Here is a 17,557-nt window from a genome sequence, read left to right on the forward strand (position 1 = left end):
GGTTCCGCGTGCACGCCGGTCAGGAGTAGGCCTCGACCTCCCACAGCGAGTACCCGTAGCCGGTGGCCCGCTGGGTGCCGGTCACCCGGAGATGGCGTCCGCTGCCGTTCAGCCCGGTCAGTTCGTCCGTACCGCCGTCGCTCGTGGTGGTGGAGTACACGTCCCTCCAGGTGGTCCCGTCGTCCGACAACTGGACCTTGTAGGCGCGGCCGTAGGCGACCTCCCAGGTGAGGACCACCCGGTTCACGCTCTTCACGGATCCCAGGTCGACCTGGATCCACTGCGGGTCGGCGAAGGCCGAGGACCAGCGGCTGGTGGCGCTGCCGTCGGTGGCGGCCGTCGCCGGGTAGTCGGCCGACTGGACCGAGGAGGCCGTGGTCGGCTTGTTCAGCGCCAGGTTGGGCGAGGTCGTGGCGCCGAGGTCGTCCACGGTCAGGTCGTCGACGACCAGGTCCCGGTCGGCGTTGGAGGTCTCCGCCGTGAGCTTGCGCATGCCGATCCAGGCGTCCACCCCGGCCGTGAAGGTCTTGGTGAAGGTGTTCGTGGTCCGGGCCTGCGGCAAGGTGTCGGAGGTGACCTGGGCCGTGCCGGCGCCCAGGGTGAAGGCGTAGTCCCCGGCCACGGACTGCTGGTACCTGAAGGTGACCCGGTACTGGTGGCCGGGCTCGAAGCGCAGGGTCTGCGGGATGGTCTGGTAGAGCAAGCCCGGCCGTTCCTCGTGGGATTTGAGGGAGTTCCCGCCGGAGAGCACGTCGTCGATCAGCTTGCCGTTCCAGCCGGCCTGCGTATACGGGGCGTTGAGCTGGGCGATGTGCGTGCGCGGGTCGGCCGCAGCGCCGCCCGCCGGACCGACGACGAAGGGGTACCAGCCGGAGTCGACGTTCTCGAAGTCCTCCGCGAAGGTGTGGCCGCCCTGCGGGCTGCGGGCCGTCCGCACCACCCGTACGTCGTCGAAGACGGCCGTTCCCGCCGCGCCGTCGGCGCGCAGGGCCAGCGTGGCGGTGGACTGTCCCGCCGGGACGTCGAACAGCACCCGCATCCGCTGCATGGTGCTGCCGTTCTTCTCGTCCGCCCCGACGTTGTTCCGGTACGGGGAGCTCGTGGCGTAGGCGCTCTGCTCGGTGCCGCCCGCCGGGGTCACGGCCAGCGTGGCCCTGCGTCCGGTGGCGGTGGAGACGTACACGCTCGCCGCGTAGGTGCCCGGCATCAGGCCCGTGAGCTGCTGCGAGACGGAGGTGGCGCCCTGGCCGACGGTCAGCTGTGACTGGCCCAGCGCGTTGCGGGTGACGGACGCGGACCCGCTGACCGTCCACTTCGACAGGTCGCCGGAGGTGAAGCCGGGGTCCCGGACCGGGCCGCCCTCGCCGAATCCGGCGTCCGCCTGCGCGGGGGCCGCGGACGGGTAGACCACGTACGGGGTCTTCGCGGTGGCGGTGACGGTGATCCTGCCGCCGGTCACGAGAAGGTCCGAGACCGGGACCCGGCCCTGGTCGGTGAGCTTGTACAGCTTGGCCGTGCCGTTCTGGGCCCAGGAGGCGGGCACGTTCCAGGTGGAGGTGCCGCCCGCTCCGCTCCAGTGGTAGAGCTTCGATTCTCCGCTCTGGTTCCAGGGCAGCAGGTAGCTGTCGCCGATCAGGACGGGGTGGCCGTCCTTGCTGATGGTCCGGGTGCTTCCGCTCAGGGTGGCGCTGACTCCGCCGTCGAAGTCGATGCGGTTCGCCGCCCACTTGCGGATGGTGAAGCCCTGGAGGTACTTGGTGGGCAGGTTGGTGGTGAAGGTGCTGGTGAGGAACGCGGCGAAGTCCTTGGTGCCCTGCCAGCCCTCGTAGGCGGTCAGGGTGCCGCCGCCGAGCAGCGGGTCCCCCGCGATCCAGTCGTCGCGCTCGTGGTTGCGGATGAAGCGCACCACCTGGGAGTTGACTCCCTTGTAGTTGCTGCCGCCGTAGTTGAGGTCGTTGGCCCAGTGCGACCAGAGGGACTGGTCCTCGAACTTGTCGGGGAACTCGGTGGTGAGCTGGTAGCCGAGGCCGTTGATCTCGCGGGCCAGGGCCTGGGAGGTGTAGCCGTCGCCGTACCAGGTGTCCACGTAGAGGAACTTCAGGTCCGGGGCGACCGCCTTGAGTTCCTGGAGGCGGGCCAGGCGCTTGCCGCTGGTGCCGTCCAGCCGGTAGTTCAGGTGGTAGGACTGGTCGAGGTAGTCCCAGCCCTTGTCGGCCCCGCCGTTGTTGAGCAGCGTCGGGTCGAAGGTGCGGGCGACCGGGTAGGCCTCGGTGTCGTTGATGTGCACGCCGATGTCGGCGTTGTAGCCGGCGCCCGCCGCGACGAGGGTGTTCAGGTCGGCGGCGCCGCCCTGCCGGGTGCCGACCAGTCCGTAGTCGGGGTGGGCCGAGTCGTGGCCCTCGGAACCGTACCCCTTGAGCAGGACAAACTGGCCCAGGCCGTCCGTGGCCCGGGCCACGCGCTTGGTCTCGTCCAGGGTCTGGAGGAAGGGGTGCGTGGCCTGGGAGGCGAAGTTGTACGGGATGCGCTGCACCACGCGGCGGGAGGTGTCCTGCCAGCCCTGGGGGCTGTTCATGATCGAGCGGAAGGCGATGGCGCCGTCCTGCCAGTCCACGGTGGAGTCGGCGTTGCGGTCGCCGCTCACCACCACCTTGGCATACGGCAGCGGTTCGGTGCCCGGTGCGCCGGCGGCCCGGTGCAGCCAGTCGCCACTCCACAGGCCGGCCCGCCGGTAGCCGGACTTGGCCACCGTCTGCTTCTGGATCCGGCCGCTGTCCGCGGCGTTCTGGCCGGACGGGCTGTCGTAGTACGAGTTCGTGGCGATCGAGGCGGCGAGGGAACCGGTGTTGAGGATCGCGTACATGGCCCCCTGCGGGGTGGCGTCCGCGGTCGTGCCGGAGGTGAGCGCGGTGAAGGTGTCTCCGGTGCCGGTGGTGTTGGTGTTCATCCGGGTGGTTTCGACGGCGGCTCCGGGCTGGACGCTGCGCACCGAGACCAGGTTGTGCTGCGGGATCGACAGCGAGGTGACGGGGACGGGGCCGTCGGCGATCGAGGTGACGGCGAAGGTGAGGGCGCTGCCGCTGACGGACAGGGTGGCCTTGACCGTGTCCCCGTTGGCGAAGGCCATCGTGTAGTCGACGTGGTCGGCGGCGACGCTGCTGGTCACGGTCGGGGTCTGCGCGGAGCCGTTGAGGCTCACCTGGGTGAGGGTGTCCTCGTTGCCGTAGAGGACCGCGCCGGTGGCCTGGTCGGTGTACTGGACGACGCGGGGGAAGGCGGTGTCGACCTGGACCGCGAGGGCGGGTGAGGCGATGGTGACGGTCCCGGCCGCGGTGGCGGTGGCCGGCGCGGTACCGGCCGCCAGCGCGGCGCCGAGGCCCAGGACCGCGGCGCAGAGGAGGGATGTGGGGCGGAGCGGTCTCATGGGGCTCCCTGGTGGTGGGTCCGGTACGGGGTCCTTGCGTTGCGGGGCGGCAGGGGGGCTTGCCTGGTGGGCGGTACGGGGCCTTGCAGGGCGGTACGAGGCCCTGCGCGGGCCCAGCGGTGGACTCGTCTCGGGGCCGGCACGGTCCCGGCCGGGTGGGTCACCAGCGCAGGACGGCCCAGGCGCGGTGCGGGAGTTCGGGGTCCAGGATCAGGGTGTGGCCCCGCCGGGCGGTGTCCGCGGGGCGGGGCTCCGTGAGGGGCGTCAGGAGGCTCGCCTCGACCGCGTCCGGGAGCGCGGGCAGGTCCACCGCGGGCCGGGCGGGGTCCTGGCAGCCGTTGGCCACGGTCAGGGTGGTGAGGCCGTCGGCGTGCGAGAGGTGCGGGATCAGGTACGGGCCGCCGCTGACCAGGGGCAGGCCGGCCGCGTCGCCCTCCAGGAAGCGGATCGTGCGGTGCAGCAGCCGCTGCGCCTGGTCGTCGGCCGGCAGGGCGCGGGGCTCGGTCGCGGCGAGTACGGCGACGCGTCCGCCGAGGGCGTTGGTGAAGACGGTGCGGCCCGCCCCCCAGGGGCGGCCGTCCGGGGTGCGGACCTCGCTCCAGCGCCGGGCCCCGGGTGCCTCCCGGAGCCGGGCCAGGGCGGGTTGGGTGTTGACGCTGAGGAGGAGGCCCGCGAGGTCCTCGCCCGCCGCGGCGCACAGGTGCTCGGTGGCGTACGGGCCCGGCCCGCCCGTGGTGGCCGGGGCCTCCCGGTCCACCGGTTCGGCGTCGGTCAGCCCGATGAGGGGTCCGAAGCCGCGCCGGCAAAGGATCTCCGCGGCGGTCCCGTCGAGGAGCAGGCCTCCGGCCAGCAGGGCCCGTACCGCCCGGTCGTCGAAGGCCCAGGCCGAGGGGCCGAACAGGGCTTGCACCGGGGCGGGTTCGGCCGTCACGGGTACTCCGTAGCGGAGCAGGAACTCGGCCGCCGGGCCCGGGTCGACGGCCAGCTCGGTGAGGTCACCGCCGTGGGCCCGCACGTGGGCGGCGGCGTCCTGGGCGAAGGGCAGGCCGACGCCGAGGGTGCGCTGCCCGCGCGGGTGCTGCCGGTGGACGAGGTCCAGCGCGGGACGGGCGCGGCGGAGCAGCCGGGCGATCGCGGGGTTGCTGCCGGGGCGGGCGCCGTGCATGGGGTGGAGGTTGAGCAGGAGGGCGTCCGCTCCGGAGAGCTGGGCGGCGACCATCTCCGACCAGGTCTGGACATCGGATTTCGACCAGGCGGTGTGCGGCCAGTTCTCGATCTCCGGCTCGCTGTCCACGTACTCCGGCCGCAGGGAACGCTGCAGTTCCGGCATCCACAGCTGCCGGGCGAGCTCGCGCCCGGGAGCGTCCGCGTACGGGGCGAAGTGCGGGCGGTGCACGGCGCGGCCGCCGGGGGCGAGGGCCCCGAAGAGCGCTCCCCAGTCCCGGCCCTCCACGGACGCGGCGTCCAGGCCCGAGCTCATCAGCCCGGTACGGGAGCGGCCGGCCGAGCGCCGGTGCACCTCGGCGGCCACCTGGGCGGCCACCTCCTGCTGCGCGGTCCGCCAGACCTGCTGCCACAGGGCGCGCAGCGGGTGCGGGGGGCCGGGGGCGGTGAGGGCGGCGACGAGTTCCGGGCGGGGGACCGGGCGTCCGGCCAGGGCGGCCAGCCGGTCCAGCATCAGGGGTTCGAAGCCGCCGCCCCAGTCCAGCGGGGCGTGGTTGTGGAAGCGGAAGTCGTCCTCCAGCCACAGCACGCGGAAGCCCAGTTCGGCGAAGCGTCCGTAGTGCCCGGTCAGCCAGGCGCGCCAGCGCGGGCAGGCGAAGGAGGCCTGGGCCGCGGAGACCTTCCCGGTCGGGGACACCATCGGTGCGAAGCCGTGGGCGGCGGTGCGGCCCCGGTCGGCGTGGCCGGTGGTCACCCAGGGGTTGAGGCTCACGTCGAGGCCGGCGCCGAGGAGCACCTCCTGCGCGAGGGCCGCCGCTTCGTACCAGAGGTCCTCGTCGGGTCCGGAGAGGTGGCCGGTGAAATGCTCCTCGGCCCCCAGGAGCAGCACCACTTCCGCCACGCCCGCGTCGGTGCAGGTCTTGGCGAGTTCGGCCGCCGTGGCCGCGACGGCGGCCGTGCCTTCGAAGGGATGGATCTGGAACCGCAGGTGGTACCGGGCACTCACGCCGTCGGCCTCCTCGCCGTCAGCTCGCGGCCGGACGCACCGTCGAGCAATTAGTTTGGTTAGGATCTGAATTAATGAGGGTCCCGTCAACCCCACGGGCCGCATCCGCTCCCGGACACGGAGGCGGGACCGGGGCCTGCGGGTGGCAGACTCTCGGGGACGGCAGTGAGGAGCACCGGTGAGGACTGATCCGCGCAGGACGCAGCGCAGCGGCGACGAGGGCGGCCGGGGTGACGCCGGCATCGGCCCCGTCGTGATCAACGGCCCGGCCCGGCCCGCCGGGAGGGCGTCCATCCGCCGGGCCAACCTCGGTCTCGTACTGCGCCTCCTGCGCGACGCCGGACCGCGCTCGCGTGCGCGGATCGCCGACGACGCGGGGCTTCCGCGGCCCACGGTCACCGGCCTGGTCACCGAGCTCATCGAACTCGGCCTGCTCCGCGAGGGGGACGCCGAGCGGGACGGCTCGGTCGGCCGTCCCGGCCAGAGCGTCCGGATCGACGGCCGCGCGCTGTGCGGGATCGGCCTGGAGGTCAACGTCGACTACCTGGCCGTCGTCGCCCTGACCCTGGGCGGGGACACCGTCTTCGAACGGCGGGTCGCCCTGGACGTCCGCGGCGCCGGGTCCGAGGCCGTTCTGGACTGCGCCGCCGGGCTGGTCCGCGAGGCCCTCGCCACCCTCGACGCCGCCGGCATCGCCACGGCCGGGGTCACCGTCGCCGCCCCGGGAGTCGTCGACATCACCGCGGGCACCGTCGTCTACGCCGCGAACATCGGCTGGCACGGCGTCGAAGCGGTCGGCGGGATCCGTGCCCGCCTGGGGCGCGGGGCGCCCCCACTGCAGCTGGAGAACGACGCGAAGCTCGGCGCGGTGGCCGAGTACGTGGAGGCCTCCGCGGCCGGCATCCACGACCTGATCTACGTCACCGGCGAGACGGGCGTGGGCGGCGGCATCATCAGCGGCGGCCGGCTGCACCGCGGCGCCGCCGGGTTCGCCGGGGAGATCGGCCACATGCCGCTCGATCCGGGCGGCGCGCTCTGCGCCTGCGGGCGCCGGGGCTGCTGGGAGACCATGGTCGGACTCACCGCCCTGCTGCGGCACGCCGCCGCCCCGGAGGACCCCGTGCACGACCCTTCCCTCGACCTGGAGGCCCGGCTGACGGATCTCCAGGGGCGGGCGGCCGCCGGGGACGCCCGCACGCTGGAGGCCCTGGACCGGATCGCCGACGGCCTCGGCCTCGGGCTGGCGCTGCTGGCGGACGTCCTGAACCCGCGCGCGGTGGTGCTCGGCGGCTACTTCACCTACTTCGGCGACCGGCTGGCCCCGCGGGTGGAGCGGCTGATGGCCGAACGGGTGATGGCCCCGGACACGGGCGGCTGCCGCCTGCTGCTGTCCACCCTCGGCTTCACCGCTCCGGCCCGCGGCGGCGCCCTCCTCGCCCTCGACCCGGTGTACGAGGACCCGGCCCGGACGGTGGCGGCGGCGACGGGCGCCTGAGGCCCCCGGGGCCCGCGCCCGTCACGGGCCGCGCCTCAGGCCCCTGCGGTCCAGTACGGCCGGGCCCGGAGGGCCGCGGCGCGCACGGCGGCCCCGTCGAGGCTCCAGGTGGCGTCCCGCAGTCCGCGTTCCGGCCACGCGCACGACAGCGCGAGCGGGCCCGGCGGCGGAAGCGGCCACGTCCACAGGGTCAGGCGTACATCCTCGCCGTCCTCGGGGCCACCGCTCGCCGCCTGGTACCCGCTGACGACCATCACCGGCCCGCGCCCGTCCCGCAGTCCCGCGTCGTCGTCCTGCACCACGACCCTGCCGTCGCCGAGCCGGAGGCGGAAGGACGGCTGCGCGGGCTGGGTGAACCCCGGGAAGGCGTCGGGGCCGGACTCGCGCCCGCCCGGGGGCGAGGACGCGCCGCGCGCGTGGGCCTCCACCTCGATCTCGATCCCGGCCGGGTAGGCCAGGACCTGCCGCACGAACACCACGAGCCCGTCCGTCCGGCCGATCAGCTCCGGTCCCGCGACGTGTCCACCGATCATCTGCGGCGGTGCGTGCCACGCGCGCAGATCATCGGAACCCTCCCTGCCCGGTTCCTCGAACATGCCCGGAGCGTAGCCGGTTGAGAACCTCCCGGCGAGGCCGGAGCACGAGGACGCCGCGAGTCCGCACGGCCGCGCAAGTCTTCGGTCTCTGTTCACTCCCCCGTGACCTGCACCTTCCCGGCGGGATCCGGCACGGCCGGTCGAATGACCGGAGTAAAGGTCTGGACCACTTGAGATGCGCCAATCCCTTGGCCGATTGCATGTGTTGGCCGTGCGGAAACAAATGGTCTATACCTCTGGCGCTATGGTGGCCATCAGAAACGGGCGCATAAACAGCCGTGGGGGGCTTTATGACCTTTCATCATCTTCCGCAACCTCCTTCCGACGAGGAGCTCTACTGGTACTTCGGCCCGCAACGGCGCTGGGTCCTCATCAGTACGAGCCTCGCCTTCGTCTTCACCGCGGCGACCATGTTCACCTTCGCGCTGCGCACTCCGGCCCTGTGGGCCTTCCTCGCCGTCCTCGGGCTCAACCTCGTTGCGCTCGCGCTCTCTTCGGTGAACAGCCTGCGCCAGCGCAGGCTGACCCGGCCCTCGCACGAGGTGCTCGTCCGCGCCTGGCAGCCCGCCCGGCTGCCCACCGTGGACCTGTACTTGCCGACCTGCGGCGAACCGCTCCCGGTCCTGGACAACGCCTACCGCGCGGTATCGGCCGTCGACTGGCCCGGCTCACTGACCACATGGGTCCTGGACGACGCCGACCGTCCCGAAGTCGCCGCGCTGGCGGCCTCGTACGGGTACGAGTACGTCGTACGGCCGGACCGGGGCCACCTGAAGAAGGCCGGCAACCTCAATCACGCCCTGACGCTGAGCAGCGCCGAGTTCGTCGCCATCCTCGACGCCGACTTCGCGCCCCGGCCGGACTTCCTGCGCCATCTCGTGCCCTATCTGGCCGACCCGGCCGTCGGGATCGTGCAGAGCCCGCAGTGCTTCGACACCGACGGGACCATGGGCTGGATCCAGCGGGCCGCGGGCTCCGCCCAGGAGTGGTTCTTCCGCTGGATCCAGCCCTCCCGGGACGCGAGCGACGCCGCCATCTGCTGCGGCAGCAACGCCGTCTACCGGCGCGCCGCCATCGACCTGGCCGGCGGCTTCGCCCGCCTCGACCACAGCGAGGACCTGTACACGGGCCTGGCCCTGCACGCGGAGGGGTTCCGCACCCTGTACGTGCCGGTGCTGGTCGCCAAGGGCACCTCGCCCGACGAGGTCACCGCCTACGTCAACCAGCAGTACCGGTGGGCGATGGGCAACCTCCACCTGCTCACCTCGCCCGTCCTGCGGACGATGGGCGCGCCCTGGCGGATGCGCCTGTGCTTCTACGAGGGCGTGGTCGGCTACCTGGCCGCCGCCGTGAACACCTTCGCGGCGCCGCTGCCGCCGCTGGTGATGATGTTCTGGTACCCGGACGACATCCGGCCCTGGCACGTCCTGCCGCTGCTCGCCCCGCTGTGGCTCTGGCACGTGCTCCTCCCGCGGATCAGCAGGACCCGCTGGCGGGTGGAGGTGATCCGGGCGAACGTCCTGACGAGCGTCGCCGCCGCCACCGCCTTCCTGCACACGCTGCGCGGCCGCAGCGCCGACTGGGTGCCCACCGGCACCCGGGGGCCCGCCCGTTCCGGCGGCATGGCCCGCCGGGTGGTGGGCGTCTCCCTGGTCTGGCTGGTCCTCTCCAACGGCGCGGCCGCGGCGGGTCTCGCGCTGGCCGTGGCCCGCAACGGCTGGGAGCCCAACTGGGGTCTGCTCCTCTACTTCCTCGTGCAGTGCCAGATCAACGGCCCGCTGGTCCGCGACCTGGTCTCCGAGCTGCGGCCCGCAGCGGCGGCCGCGACGACCTCCGAGAACTCCTCGGCCGGGTCCGCACCGGCCGCGGGCGGCGGCCGCCCGCGCAGTCTCGTACGGACCTTCGCCGGCCGCACGTCCACCGGCGTACTGCCGCGCCGCTGGCCCGAGACCCTCGCCGCCTCGGCGGTGCTCCTGCTCACCGGCCTGCTGGCATCCGGGTGGGTCAACCCCATGCTTCCCTGGCTGAGTTGAAAGGCTCGACGACCACCATGCACTCCCCCGTCCCCGTCCCCTCCTCCCTGACCTCCCCCGCACCACCTCCCGATACCTCCTCCCCGGCGCGCTCCGGCGGCGAGTCCGGGCCCAGCCCGCACCGGTCCGCCTTCCGGCCCGACATCGAGGGGCTGCGCGCCGTCGCCGTCCTCGCGGTCCTCGCCTTCCACGCCGGGGTTCCGGGGCTCGCGGGCGGTTTCGTCGGCGTGGACGTCTTCTTCGTCGTCTCCGGCTACCTCATCACCGGGCTGCTCGTCCGCGAGGCCGTCACCACCGGCCGGATCCGGCTCCTGGACTTCTTCTCCCGGCGGGCCCGCCGACTCCTGCCGTCCGCCGCGGTCGTCCTCGGCGCGGTGGCCCTGGCCGGCGCCTGGCTGACCGTACCGCTGCGCCGCGCCGACCTGGAACAGGACGTGGTCGCGGCGGCGCTCTCCGCGGCCAACTGGCGCTTCACCGCCCAGCAGACCGACTACCTGGCCGCCGGGCACGAACAGAGCCCGCTCCTGCACTTCTGGTCCCTCGCCGTCGAGGAGCAGTTCTACCTGCTCTGGGCTCCCCTGCTCGCCCTGTTCGTGCTCGGCACGGCCCGGGCCGTACGCCGTGGCCGTGCCGTGCGGGCCGCCGTCGCCCTGGCCGCCGTACCGCTGGCGGCGGCCTCGTTCGCCCTGTCCCTGTACTGGACGGACCACTCCGCCTCCCTCGCCTACCTCGCCACGCCCTCCCGGGTCTGGCAGTTCGGCGTCGGCGCGCTGGTGGCGCTGTTGCCCTGGCACCTCATGCGCGGCCCGCGCCCGCTGCGGCTGCTGTGCGGCTGGGCCGGGATCACCGCGATCGTCTGGAGCGCCGTCGCGTACGACGCGGACACGCCCTACCCCGGCCACGCGGCCCTGGTACCGACCCTGGGGGCGGCGGCCGTCATCCTCGCCGCGATCCCCGGCCGGGGCGAACGCAGCACGCCGGGCGGCTACGGGATCGGCCGGCTGCTCGCGGGGCGGGCGCCCCGCGCCGTGGGCCGGCTCTCCTACACCCTGTACCTGTGGCACTGGCCGGTGCTCGTCCTCGCCGAAGCCCGCTTCGGCCCCCAGGACTGGCCGGTGAAGGCCGCGCTCACCCTGGCTGCCGCACTGCCCGCCTACGCCACGATGCGCTGGGTGGAGCAGCCGCTGCGCCGCAGCCGCACCGTCTCCGAATTCCCGCGCCGCGGGCTGTCGGTCGGCATCACGGCCGTGGTCCTGCCGGTGGTCCTCGCGCTGGTGGTGGGCACCACGACGCTGAACCTGCTGGGTCCGGCGACGCCGGTCCAGCTCGCCGGGCTGCCCCCCGGCGCCGTCTCCGGCCCGCACCTGCTCGCCCGTACGGGCTCCGCCCCGCCGGCGGCGGGACCGGTCGTGCCCGGCCCCGTACAGGCGCGGGGGGACTTCCCGCCCGACGGGGAATGCGAGGTGGCCCCGGCCGTGACCCGCAGCCCGGACTGCCTGTTCGGCGCGGTGGACAGCCCGGACCGGATCGTGCTCCTCGGCGATTCGCACGCGGGCCAGTGGTTCTCCGCGATGCTGGCCATGGCCTCAGAACGCGGCTGGGCACTGCAGGAGCTGGTGAAGCAGGGCTGCCCCCTGCCGCAGCTCGCGGTGGACAGTCCGCAGCTCGGCCGCGCCTACCGGGAGTGCGACACCTGGCGCGCCGATGCCCTGGAGCGGCTGCGGCAGCAGCCGAAGCCGCGGCTCATCGTGATCTCCTCGCTCAACCGCTACACGGCCGATTCCGGACTCCTCGCCGAGGCCTGGGAGAAGACCCTCGCACCCCTGCGGGCGATCGGTGCGCCGATCGTCTACATCGAGGACACCCCCGTACCGGGTACGGACGTTCCCGCGTGCGTCTCCGGCAGTCCCGACGACCCCGCGGCCTGCGCGTTCAGCCGTGCGAACGCCCGGCAGCCCGATCCGCTGGCCCTGCGGATCGCCGCGGGCGCCCTGCCCGGCGTACGCGCCGTGACCGTGAACCCGGTCCTGTGCCCGGACGGCCCGGACGGCCCTGACGAAGGGGCGACCTGCCCGGCCGTGCTGGACCGCATCCTGCTGTACCGGGACGACGCCCACCTGACCAACGTGGCGGTCGTCGTCCTGACCCCCCGCCTGGAACGGCTGCTCACGGATGCGGGAGCGCTGCCCGCCGTGGGCGGCGCGGGCGCCGCGTCCGGGACGGCGGGGCCCGCGGGCTGGACCGAGGTGTTCAGGGAGGAGTTCGACGGTCCCGCGGGCAGCCCTCCGTCGTCGGCGAACTGGCTGCACGACACCGGCACCTGCTATCCGGGGTGCCCCGCCGCCCAGTGGGGCACGGGTGAGATCGAGACGATGACCAACTCCACGGACAACGTCCGGCTCGACGGCAAGGGCGCACTGGAGATCGTCCCCACCCGCGTGGACGGGGCATGGCGCTCGGGCCGCATCGAGACCCGGCGCTCCGACTTCGCTGCCCCGGCCGGCGGGATCCTGCGGATCGAGGCCGCGATCGCCCTGCCGGACGTGACCGGCGCCAAGGCGGCCGGCTACTGGCCGGCGTTCTGGACGCTCGGAGCGCCGCTGCGCGACGGGTACACGGGCTGGCCCGGCATCGGGGAGCTCGACATCATGGAATCGGTCAACGGGCGGGACAGCGTCTTCGCCACCATGCACTGCGGGACCCCCGAAGGCGGCCCCTGCCGGGAGCCGGCGGGCCTGGGCTCGGGCCCGCAGCCGTGCGGGGACTGCCGTACGGGGTTCCACACGTACGCCGTCGAGGTCGACCGCTCCCCCGGCGCCGAGGAAGTGCGCTGGTACCGGGACGGCCGTGTGCACCACCGGGTCGCCGCCTCCACGATGGATCCGGACACCTGGAAGCGGGCGGTGGACCACGGCCTGTTCCTGATCCTCAACGTGGCCATCGGCGGCGGCCTCCCGCTGGCCGACGGCGCGACCCCGGGCCCGGACACCGAACCGGGCCACGCCATGCGGGTCGACCGGGTGACCGTCTCCACCCGGCACTGACCGCGGCCCGGGCGCGCCGCACCCGTGTGGCGCGCTCGGGCCCTTCCGGCCCGGGAGGGTGGGACAGTGGAGGCATGTGTGGTCGATACGCCTCCTCCCGTGCCCCCGAGGACCTCGCCAAGCTCTTCGATGCCCAGCTCGGGTCCGGTCCGGCGCCGGGGCCCTCGTGGAACGTCGCGCCCACCGACGAGGTGTGGGCGGTGCTGGAGCGCGCCGACCGGGACACCGGCGAGCTCGGGCGCCGGCTGCGGCCGGTGCGGTGGGGGCTGGTGCCGTCCTGGGCCAAGGACCCCGGCGTCGGATCACGGATGATCAACGCGCGGGTGGAGACCGTCCACGAGAAGCCCGCGTTCCGGCGGGCGCTGGCCAAACGCCGCTGCCTGCTGCCCGCGGACGGCTTCTACGAGTGGGTGGCCGTACCCGCCACCGGTACGGCCAAGGCCTACAAGCAGCCCTACTTCATCCGGCCCGAGACCGGCTCGGTCATGGCCATGGCCGGGCTGTACGAGTTCTGGCGCGACCCGGCCGTCGCCGACCGGGACGACCCGGACGCCTGGCTCACCACGGCCACGATCATCACCACCGAGGCCACGGACGCGGCCGGCCGCATCCATCCCCGGATGCCGCTCGCCCTCGACCCCGGCGACTACGAGGCCTGGCTCGACCCCTCGCACGAGGACACGACGGATCTCCGTGCCCTGCTCCACACCCCCGCCGGCGGCCGGCTCGCGGTGACCGCGGTCTCGACCGCCGTCAACAGCGTCCGCAACAACGGCCCCCAGCTCCTCGAACCGGCCGGCTGACGACACCCCGACAGGGCGCCACGACAACCTCGCATTCTCTCGGAAATTCGTACGAGTGCGGTGGCTGATTTCGGGGTTTCCAACGGTTTGGCGGGACGATCCGGCATTTGGCGCCCGCCGCGCCCCGGCCGCTGCGATGCTTCCGCCGGTATCACCGGGCCGCGTCCTTCCGACCGGCCCCGGAATACAGGCGAACGGGCGGCACCGCCGGAGGAAGCTGCGCTCCGGTCCGTCGTACGGGAGCGTCCGGCCGCGGCTTCCCGGGAGTATGCGACTCCGGCCGCCGCCGGACGGAGGCGAGAGGGGGAGACTCGATGTCTTCGACTGCTGTGTTACATGGTCCGCGCGCCCGGTGGCGGCGACGGCTGCTGGCGGTGGCCGCGTCCTCCGCGCTGGCCGCGGGGGGCCTGACGGTTCTGGCGCCCCCGGCGTCGGCGGAGGGGGTGTGCGCCGACCCGGTCCTGGTGGGTGCCACGACCACGATCACCTGCTCGGCGGGGGGTTCCGGAAGCATCACGGTGCCCGACGGCGTCTCCGTCGGTGTGGTGACCCTCGACGGCGCCGGCGGCGGGAGCGCGGCCGACGGCACCGCCGGGGGCAAGGGCGCGCACCTCGTCGCGACCGTCCCGGCCACGCCCGGGCAGACCTTCAACGTGACCGTCGGCCGGCGCGGCGCGAACGGCACGGCGAGCGCACAGTTCGGCGTGCCGGGCTCCGGCGGCGCTCTGGTCGCGGTGACCACCGCCGCCAACGCGCCGCTGCTGACCGCCGGTTCGGGCGGCGGGGCGGGCGGGGCGGGCATCGGCTCCCCCGCCTACCGGGGCGCGGCCGGCGGTGACAGCGGCAGCGCGGGCGCCGACGGCAACGGCCTGGTCCCGGATGCCCAGGGCGGTACGGGCGGCGGCCCGGGCACCGGCACGGCCGGCGGGGCCGCCGGAACCGGGGGTGCCGGCGCGGACAACGAGGGCCCCAACGGCTCCCCGGGCGCCTTCCCGAACGGATCCGGCGGGGCCGCCGGCCAGGGCGTGTTCAGCCCGACGGGCGCCGGAGGCCGCGGCGGAGCCGGGTACGGCGGCGGAGGCCGGGGCGGAGCCGGTGGTAGATACGGCAGCACCGGTGGTGGCGGAGGAGGGGGCGGCGGAGGGTCCAGCCTGGTCTCCGGGACGGTTGCGGGCTCCTCCGTGACCCTGACCGAGGGGGCCAACGCCGGTGACGGGCGGATCGTGTTCGCCTTTACCCCGCCGCCCACGGTCAGCTCCGTCGGCCCGGCCGCCGGACCCGCGGGCGGCGGTACGGCCGTCACCGTGACCGGCACCAACCTGTCGGGCGCCGTCCTCACCTTCGGCGCGGGCAACCCCGCCACCGGTGTCACGTGCACGGCGACCTCCTGCACCGCGACCGCTCCGGCGGGCACCGGCACCGTGGACGTCCAGGCGACCACTGCCGGCGGCACCAGCGCCCCGTCCCCCACGGGCCGCTACACCTACGTCCCGGTTCCCGTGGTGACCTCGCTCAGCCCCGCCGCCGGCACGACGGCCGGCGGTACGGTCGTCACCGTCGGCGGCACCGGCCTGGACGGCGCCACCGCGATCGTCTTCGGCGCCGGCAACCCGGGCACCGGACTCTCCTGCACCGCCACGGCCTGCACCGCGACCGCGCCCGCCCACGCCGAGGGGCCCGTGGACGTCCAGGTCACCACGCCCGGCGGCACCAGCGCGGTGACCGCCGCGGGCCGGTACACGTACCAGCTCCCGCCCGCCGACATCGACGTGGACCTGACCGCACAGCCGGGCCTCAGCCTGCTGGTCCCCTACCTCACCTACACCCTGACCGCCCGCAACACCGGTCCCGGTACGGTCACTTCGGCCACGCTCACCGCAACCCTGCCGCCGGGCGCGTCCGCGAACACCCTGTCCCCGGGCTGCACGGCCGCCGGGTCCACGGTGACCTGCGCCTACGGGACCATCACCAACGGCGCCACCGCCACCAAGACCTTCCGGGTACCGCTCGGCCTGCTCTCGCTGGGGCGCGTCACGGTCTCCGCCACCCGTACGGCGTCCGCGCCGACCGACCCGGGCCCGCTCAACGACAGCGCGACCGCCAGCTGCACGGTGGTCTCCGTCCTCCTGGCCACCTGCCCCTGACCCCGCACCGGCGTCACCGCCAACGGGACGCCCTGCACGGATGACGGCCGCCGGCCCGCCTCACCACGAGGCGGGCCGGCGGTGCGTCCGGGGCCGGAAACCCGGTCGACAGGCCGGGCCCGGCACGGTGGGATGGCTCCGAACACCCGCCGTCCGGAGCGGGTCGGACACGGGAGCCGTTCTTGGCGAGCCACGACGCGGCGTTGGTCAGGCAGCTGGTCGACGCACAGTTCCCGCAGTGGGCGGGGCTTCCCCTGCGTCTCCTCGACCCGGCCGGATCCGACCACGTGATCTACCGGCTGGGCCGGGAACTGTCCGTCCGGCTCCCCCGCGGGCCCGGGGTGGCCGGGCAGGCCGCCAAGGAAGCCGAGTGGCTGCCCCGGCTCGCCCCGCACCTGCCGCTGGCCGTCCCCGTACCGGTCGCCGTGGGCAGACCCGGCTTCGGCTGTCCGTGGCCGTGGTCGGTGTCCCGCTGGCTGGACGGGGAAGTCGCGACAGCTGCCGCGCTGGCCGACTCCCCCACGGCCGCCGTGACGCTGGCCGGGTTCCTGTCCGCCCTGCAACGGTTCACCTCAACCTCCACCGGCCTCAGCGCCGGATCCGCCGCCGGCCTGGCCGACTCTCCGCTGGCCGGCTCTCCGCTGGCCGACCGGGACCGTACGACGCGGGCCGCCATCGCGGAGGTCTCCGGCGTGTTCGACGCGGTGGCCATGACCGCCCTGTGGGAAGCGGCCCTGCACGCCCCCGGCTGGGACCGGCCTCCCGTCTGGTTCCACGGGGACTTCCACACCGGGAATCTGCTGACCGTCGACGGCCGCCTCAGCGCGGTCATAGACTTCGGCGGGCTGGGCGTCGGCGACCCGGCACGCGATCTGACCATTGCCTTCACCCTGATGTCGGCGCCCAGCCGGGCCGTCTTCCGGGACGCCCTCGGTGTGGACGACGCCACCTGGCTGCGCGGCCGCGGCTGGGCCCTGGCGACCGGCCTGAACGCCTACACCTTCCACGCCGCGACCGATCCCCGCGTCGCGGCGCAGACCACCCGGCAGATCACCGAGGCGCTCATCGGCTGATCCCTCACCACACCTTGGCGAGGAAGGCACGGGTGCGGGGGTGCCGCGGCTCGTCCAGGACGACTCCGGGCGGTCCCTGCTCCACGATGACCCCGTCGTCCATGAACACGACGGTGTCAGCGGCCTCCCGGGCGAAGCCGAGCTCGTGGGTGACGACGAGCATGGTGGTGCCGGTGCGGGCCAGGTCCCTGATGACGTCCAGGACCTCGCCGACCAGTTCCGGGTCGAGCGCCGAGGTGGGCTCGTCGAAGAGCAGCACCTTCGGTTCGAGCGCGAGCGCCCTGGCGATGGCCACCCGCTGCTGCTGTCCCCCGGACAGCTGCCGCGGGTAGGCGTCGGCCCTGTCGCTCAGACCGACGCGCTCCAGCAGCCTGCGGGCCGTCGCCACGGCCGCCTCCCGCGGCCGGCGCAGCACGGAGACCGGGGCCTCGACGAGGTTCTCCAGCACGGTGAGGTGCGTGAACAGGTTGAAGTCCTGGAAGACGAACCCGATGTGCGTGCGCTGCCTCAGCACCTCCTTGTCCCCCAGCTCGTACAGCTTGCCGCGGCGTTCCCGGTAGCCGATGAGCTCGCCGTCGACGCCGATCCAGCCGCGGTCGACCTTCTCCAGGTGGTTGATGGTGCGCAGGAGGGTGGACTTCCCCGAGCCTGAGGGTCCCAGGATCACGGTGACCTCCCCGGCACGGACCGTCAGATCGACCCCGCGCAGCACCTCCAGGGGTCCGAAGCTCTTGTGGACTCCGCGGACCTCGACCATGACGGGTCCGGGTGCGGG

At 74.0% G+C, this 17,557-nt stretch carries 10 protein-coding genes; 6 read left to right on the forward strand and 4 right to left on the reverse strand.

Annotated elements, in window-relative coordinates; translation table 11 throughout:
• Window positions 1-19: 19 nt before the first annotated feature.
• Both ACZ60J_RS06820 and ACZ60J_RS06825 read right to left on the reverse strand, forming a co-directional pair.
• Complete coding sequence (locus ACZ60J_RS06820; protein ID WP_469679375.1) at window positions 20-3,424, reverse strand: endo-alpha-N-acetylgalactosaminidase family protein; 3,405 nt, start codon at window positions 3,422-3,424, stop codon at window positions 20-22.
• 160 nt (window positions 3,425-3,584) lie between these two features.
• On the reverse strand, window positions 3,585-5,594 hold the full coding sequence (locus ACZ60J_RS06825) for a hypothetical protein (protein WP_469679376.1): 2,010 nt from the start codon (window positions 5,592-5,594) through the stop codon (window positions 3,585-3,587).
• A gap of 178 nt (window positions 5,595-5,772) precedes the next feature.
• On the opposite strand from ACZ60J_RS06825, the gene ACZ60J_RS06830 reads away from it, so the two are divergent.
• Window positions 5,773-7,089 carry an ROK family protein gene (locus tag ACZ60J_RS06830; protein WP_469679377.1) on the forward strand — a complete coding sequence of 439 codons (1,317 nt, stop codon included), beginning with the start codon at window positions 5,773-5,775 and terminating at the stop codon, window positions 7,087-7,089.
• 35 nt (window positions 7,090-7,124) lie between these two features.
• Here ACZ60J_RS06830 and ACZ60J_RS06835 read toward each other — a convergent pair whose 3' ends face one another.
• Entirely contained in the window at window positions 7,125-7,685 is a 561-nt protein-coding gene (locus tag ACZ60J_RS06835; RefSeq protein ID WP_469679378.1) for a hypothetical protein, read from the reverse strand.
• A 290-nt stretch (window positions 7,686-7,975) separates the two neighbouring features.
• On the opposite strand from ACZ60J_RS06835, the gene ACZ60J_RS06840 reads away from it, so the two are divergent.
• The 5 genes from ACZ60J_RS06840 (at window position 7,976) to ACZ60J_RS06860 (ending at window position 16,782) form a co-directional block, all read left to right on the forward strand.
• Window positions 7,976-9,718, forward strand: coding sequence for a glycosyltransferase family 2 protein (locus tag ACZ60J_RS06840; protein WP_469679379.1), 1,743 nt, complete (start codon window positions 7,976-7,978; stop codon window positions 9,716-9,718).
• Window positions 9,719-9,735: 17 nt separating this feature from the next.
• On the forward strand, window positions 9,736-12,762 hold the full coding sequence (locus ACZ60J_RS06845) for an acyltransferase family protein (RefSeq protein WP_469679380.1): 3,027 nt from the start codon (window positions 9,736-9,738) through the stop codon (window positions 12,760-12,762).
• A gap of 74 nt (window positions 12,763-12,836) precedes the next feature.
• On the forward strand, window positions 12,837-13,565 hold the full coding sequence (locus tag ACZ60J_RS06850; RefSeq protein WP_469679381.1) for an SOS response-associated peptidase: 729 nt from the start codon (window positions 12,837-12,839) through the stop codon (window positions 13,563-13,565).
• 374 nt (window positions 13,566-13,939) lie between these two features.
• Window positions 13,940-15,709 (forward strand): IPT/TIG domain-containing protein, encoded by a 1,770-nt coding sequence (locus ACZ60J_RS06855; RefSeq protein WP_469679382.1) that lies wholly within the window; start codon window positions 13,940-13,942, stop codon window positions 15,707-15,709.
• Between the two features lie 182 nt (window positions 15,710-15,891).
• On the forward strand, window positions 15,892-16,782 hold the full coding sequence (locus tag ACZ60J_RS06860; RefSeq protein ID WP_469679383.1) for an aminoglycoside phosphotransferase family protein: 891 nt from the start codon (window positions 15,892-15,894) through the stop codon (window positions 16,780-16,782).
• Between the two features lie 4 nt (window positions 16,783-16,786).
• On the opposite strand, the gene ACZ60J_RS06865 is transcribed toward ACZ60J_RS06860, so the two are convergent.
• Window positions 16,787-17,539: an amino acid ABC transporter ATP-binding protein gene (locus ACZ60J_RS06865; protein ID WP_469680252.1), complete on the reverse strand. Its 753-nt coding sequence runs from the start codon at window positions 17,537-17,539 to the stop codon at window positions 16,787-16,789.
• Between the last annotated feature and the right edge of the window lie 18 nt (window positions 17,540-17,557).

Source organism: Streptomyces sp. NPDC104226 (genome assembly GCF_055584085.1).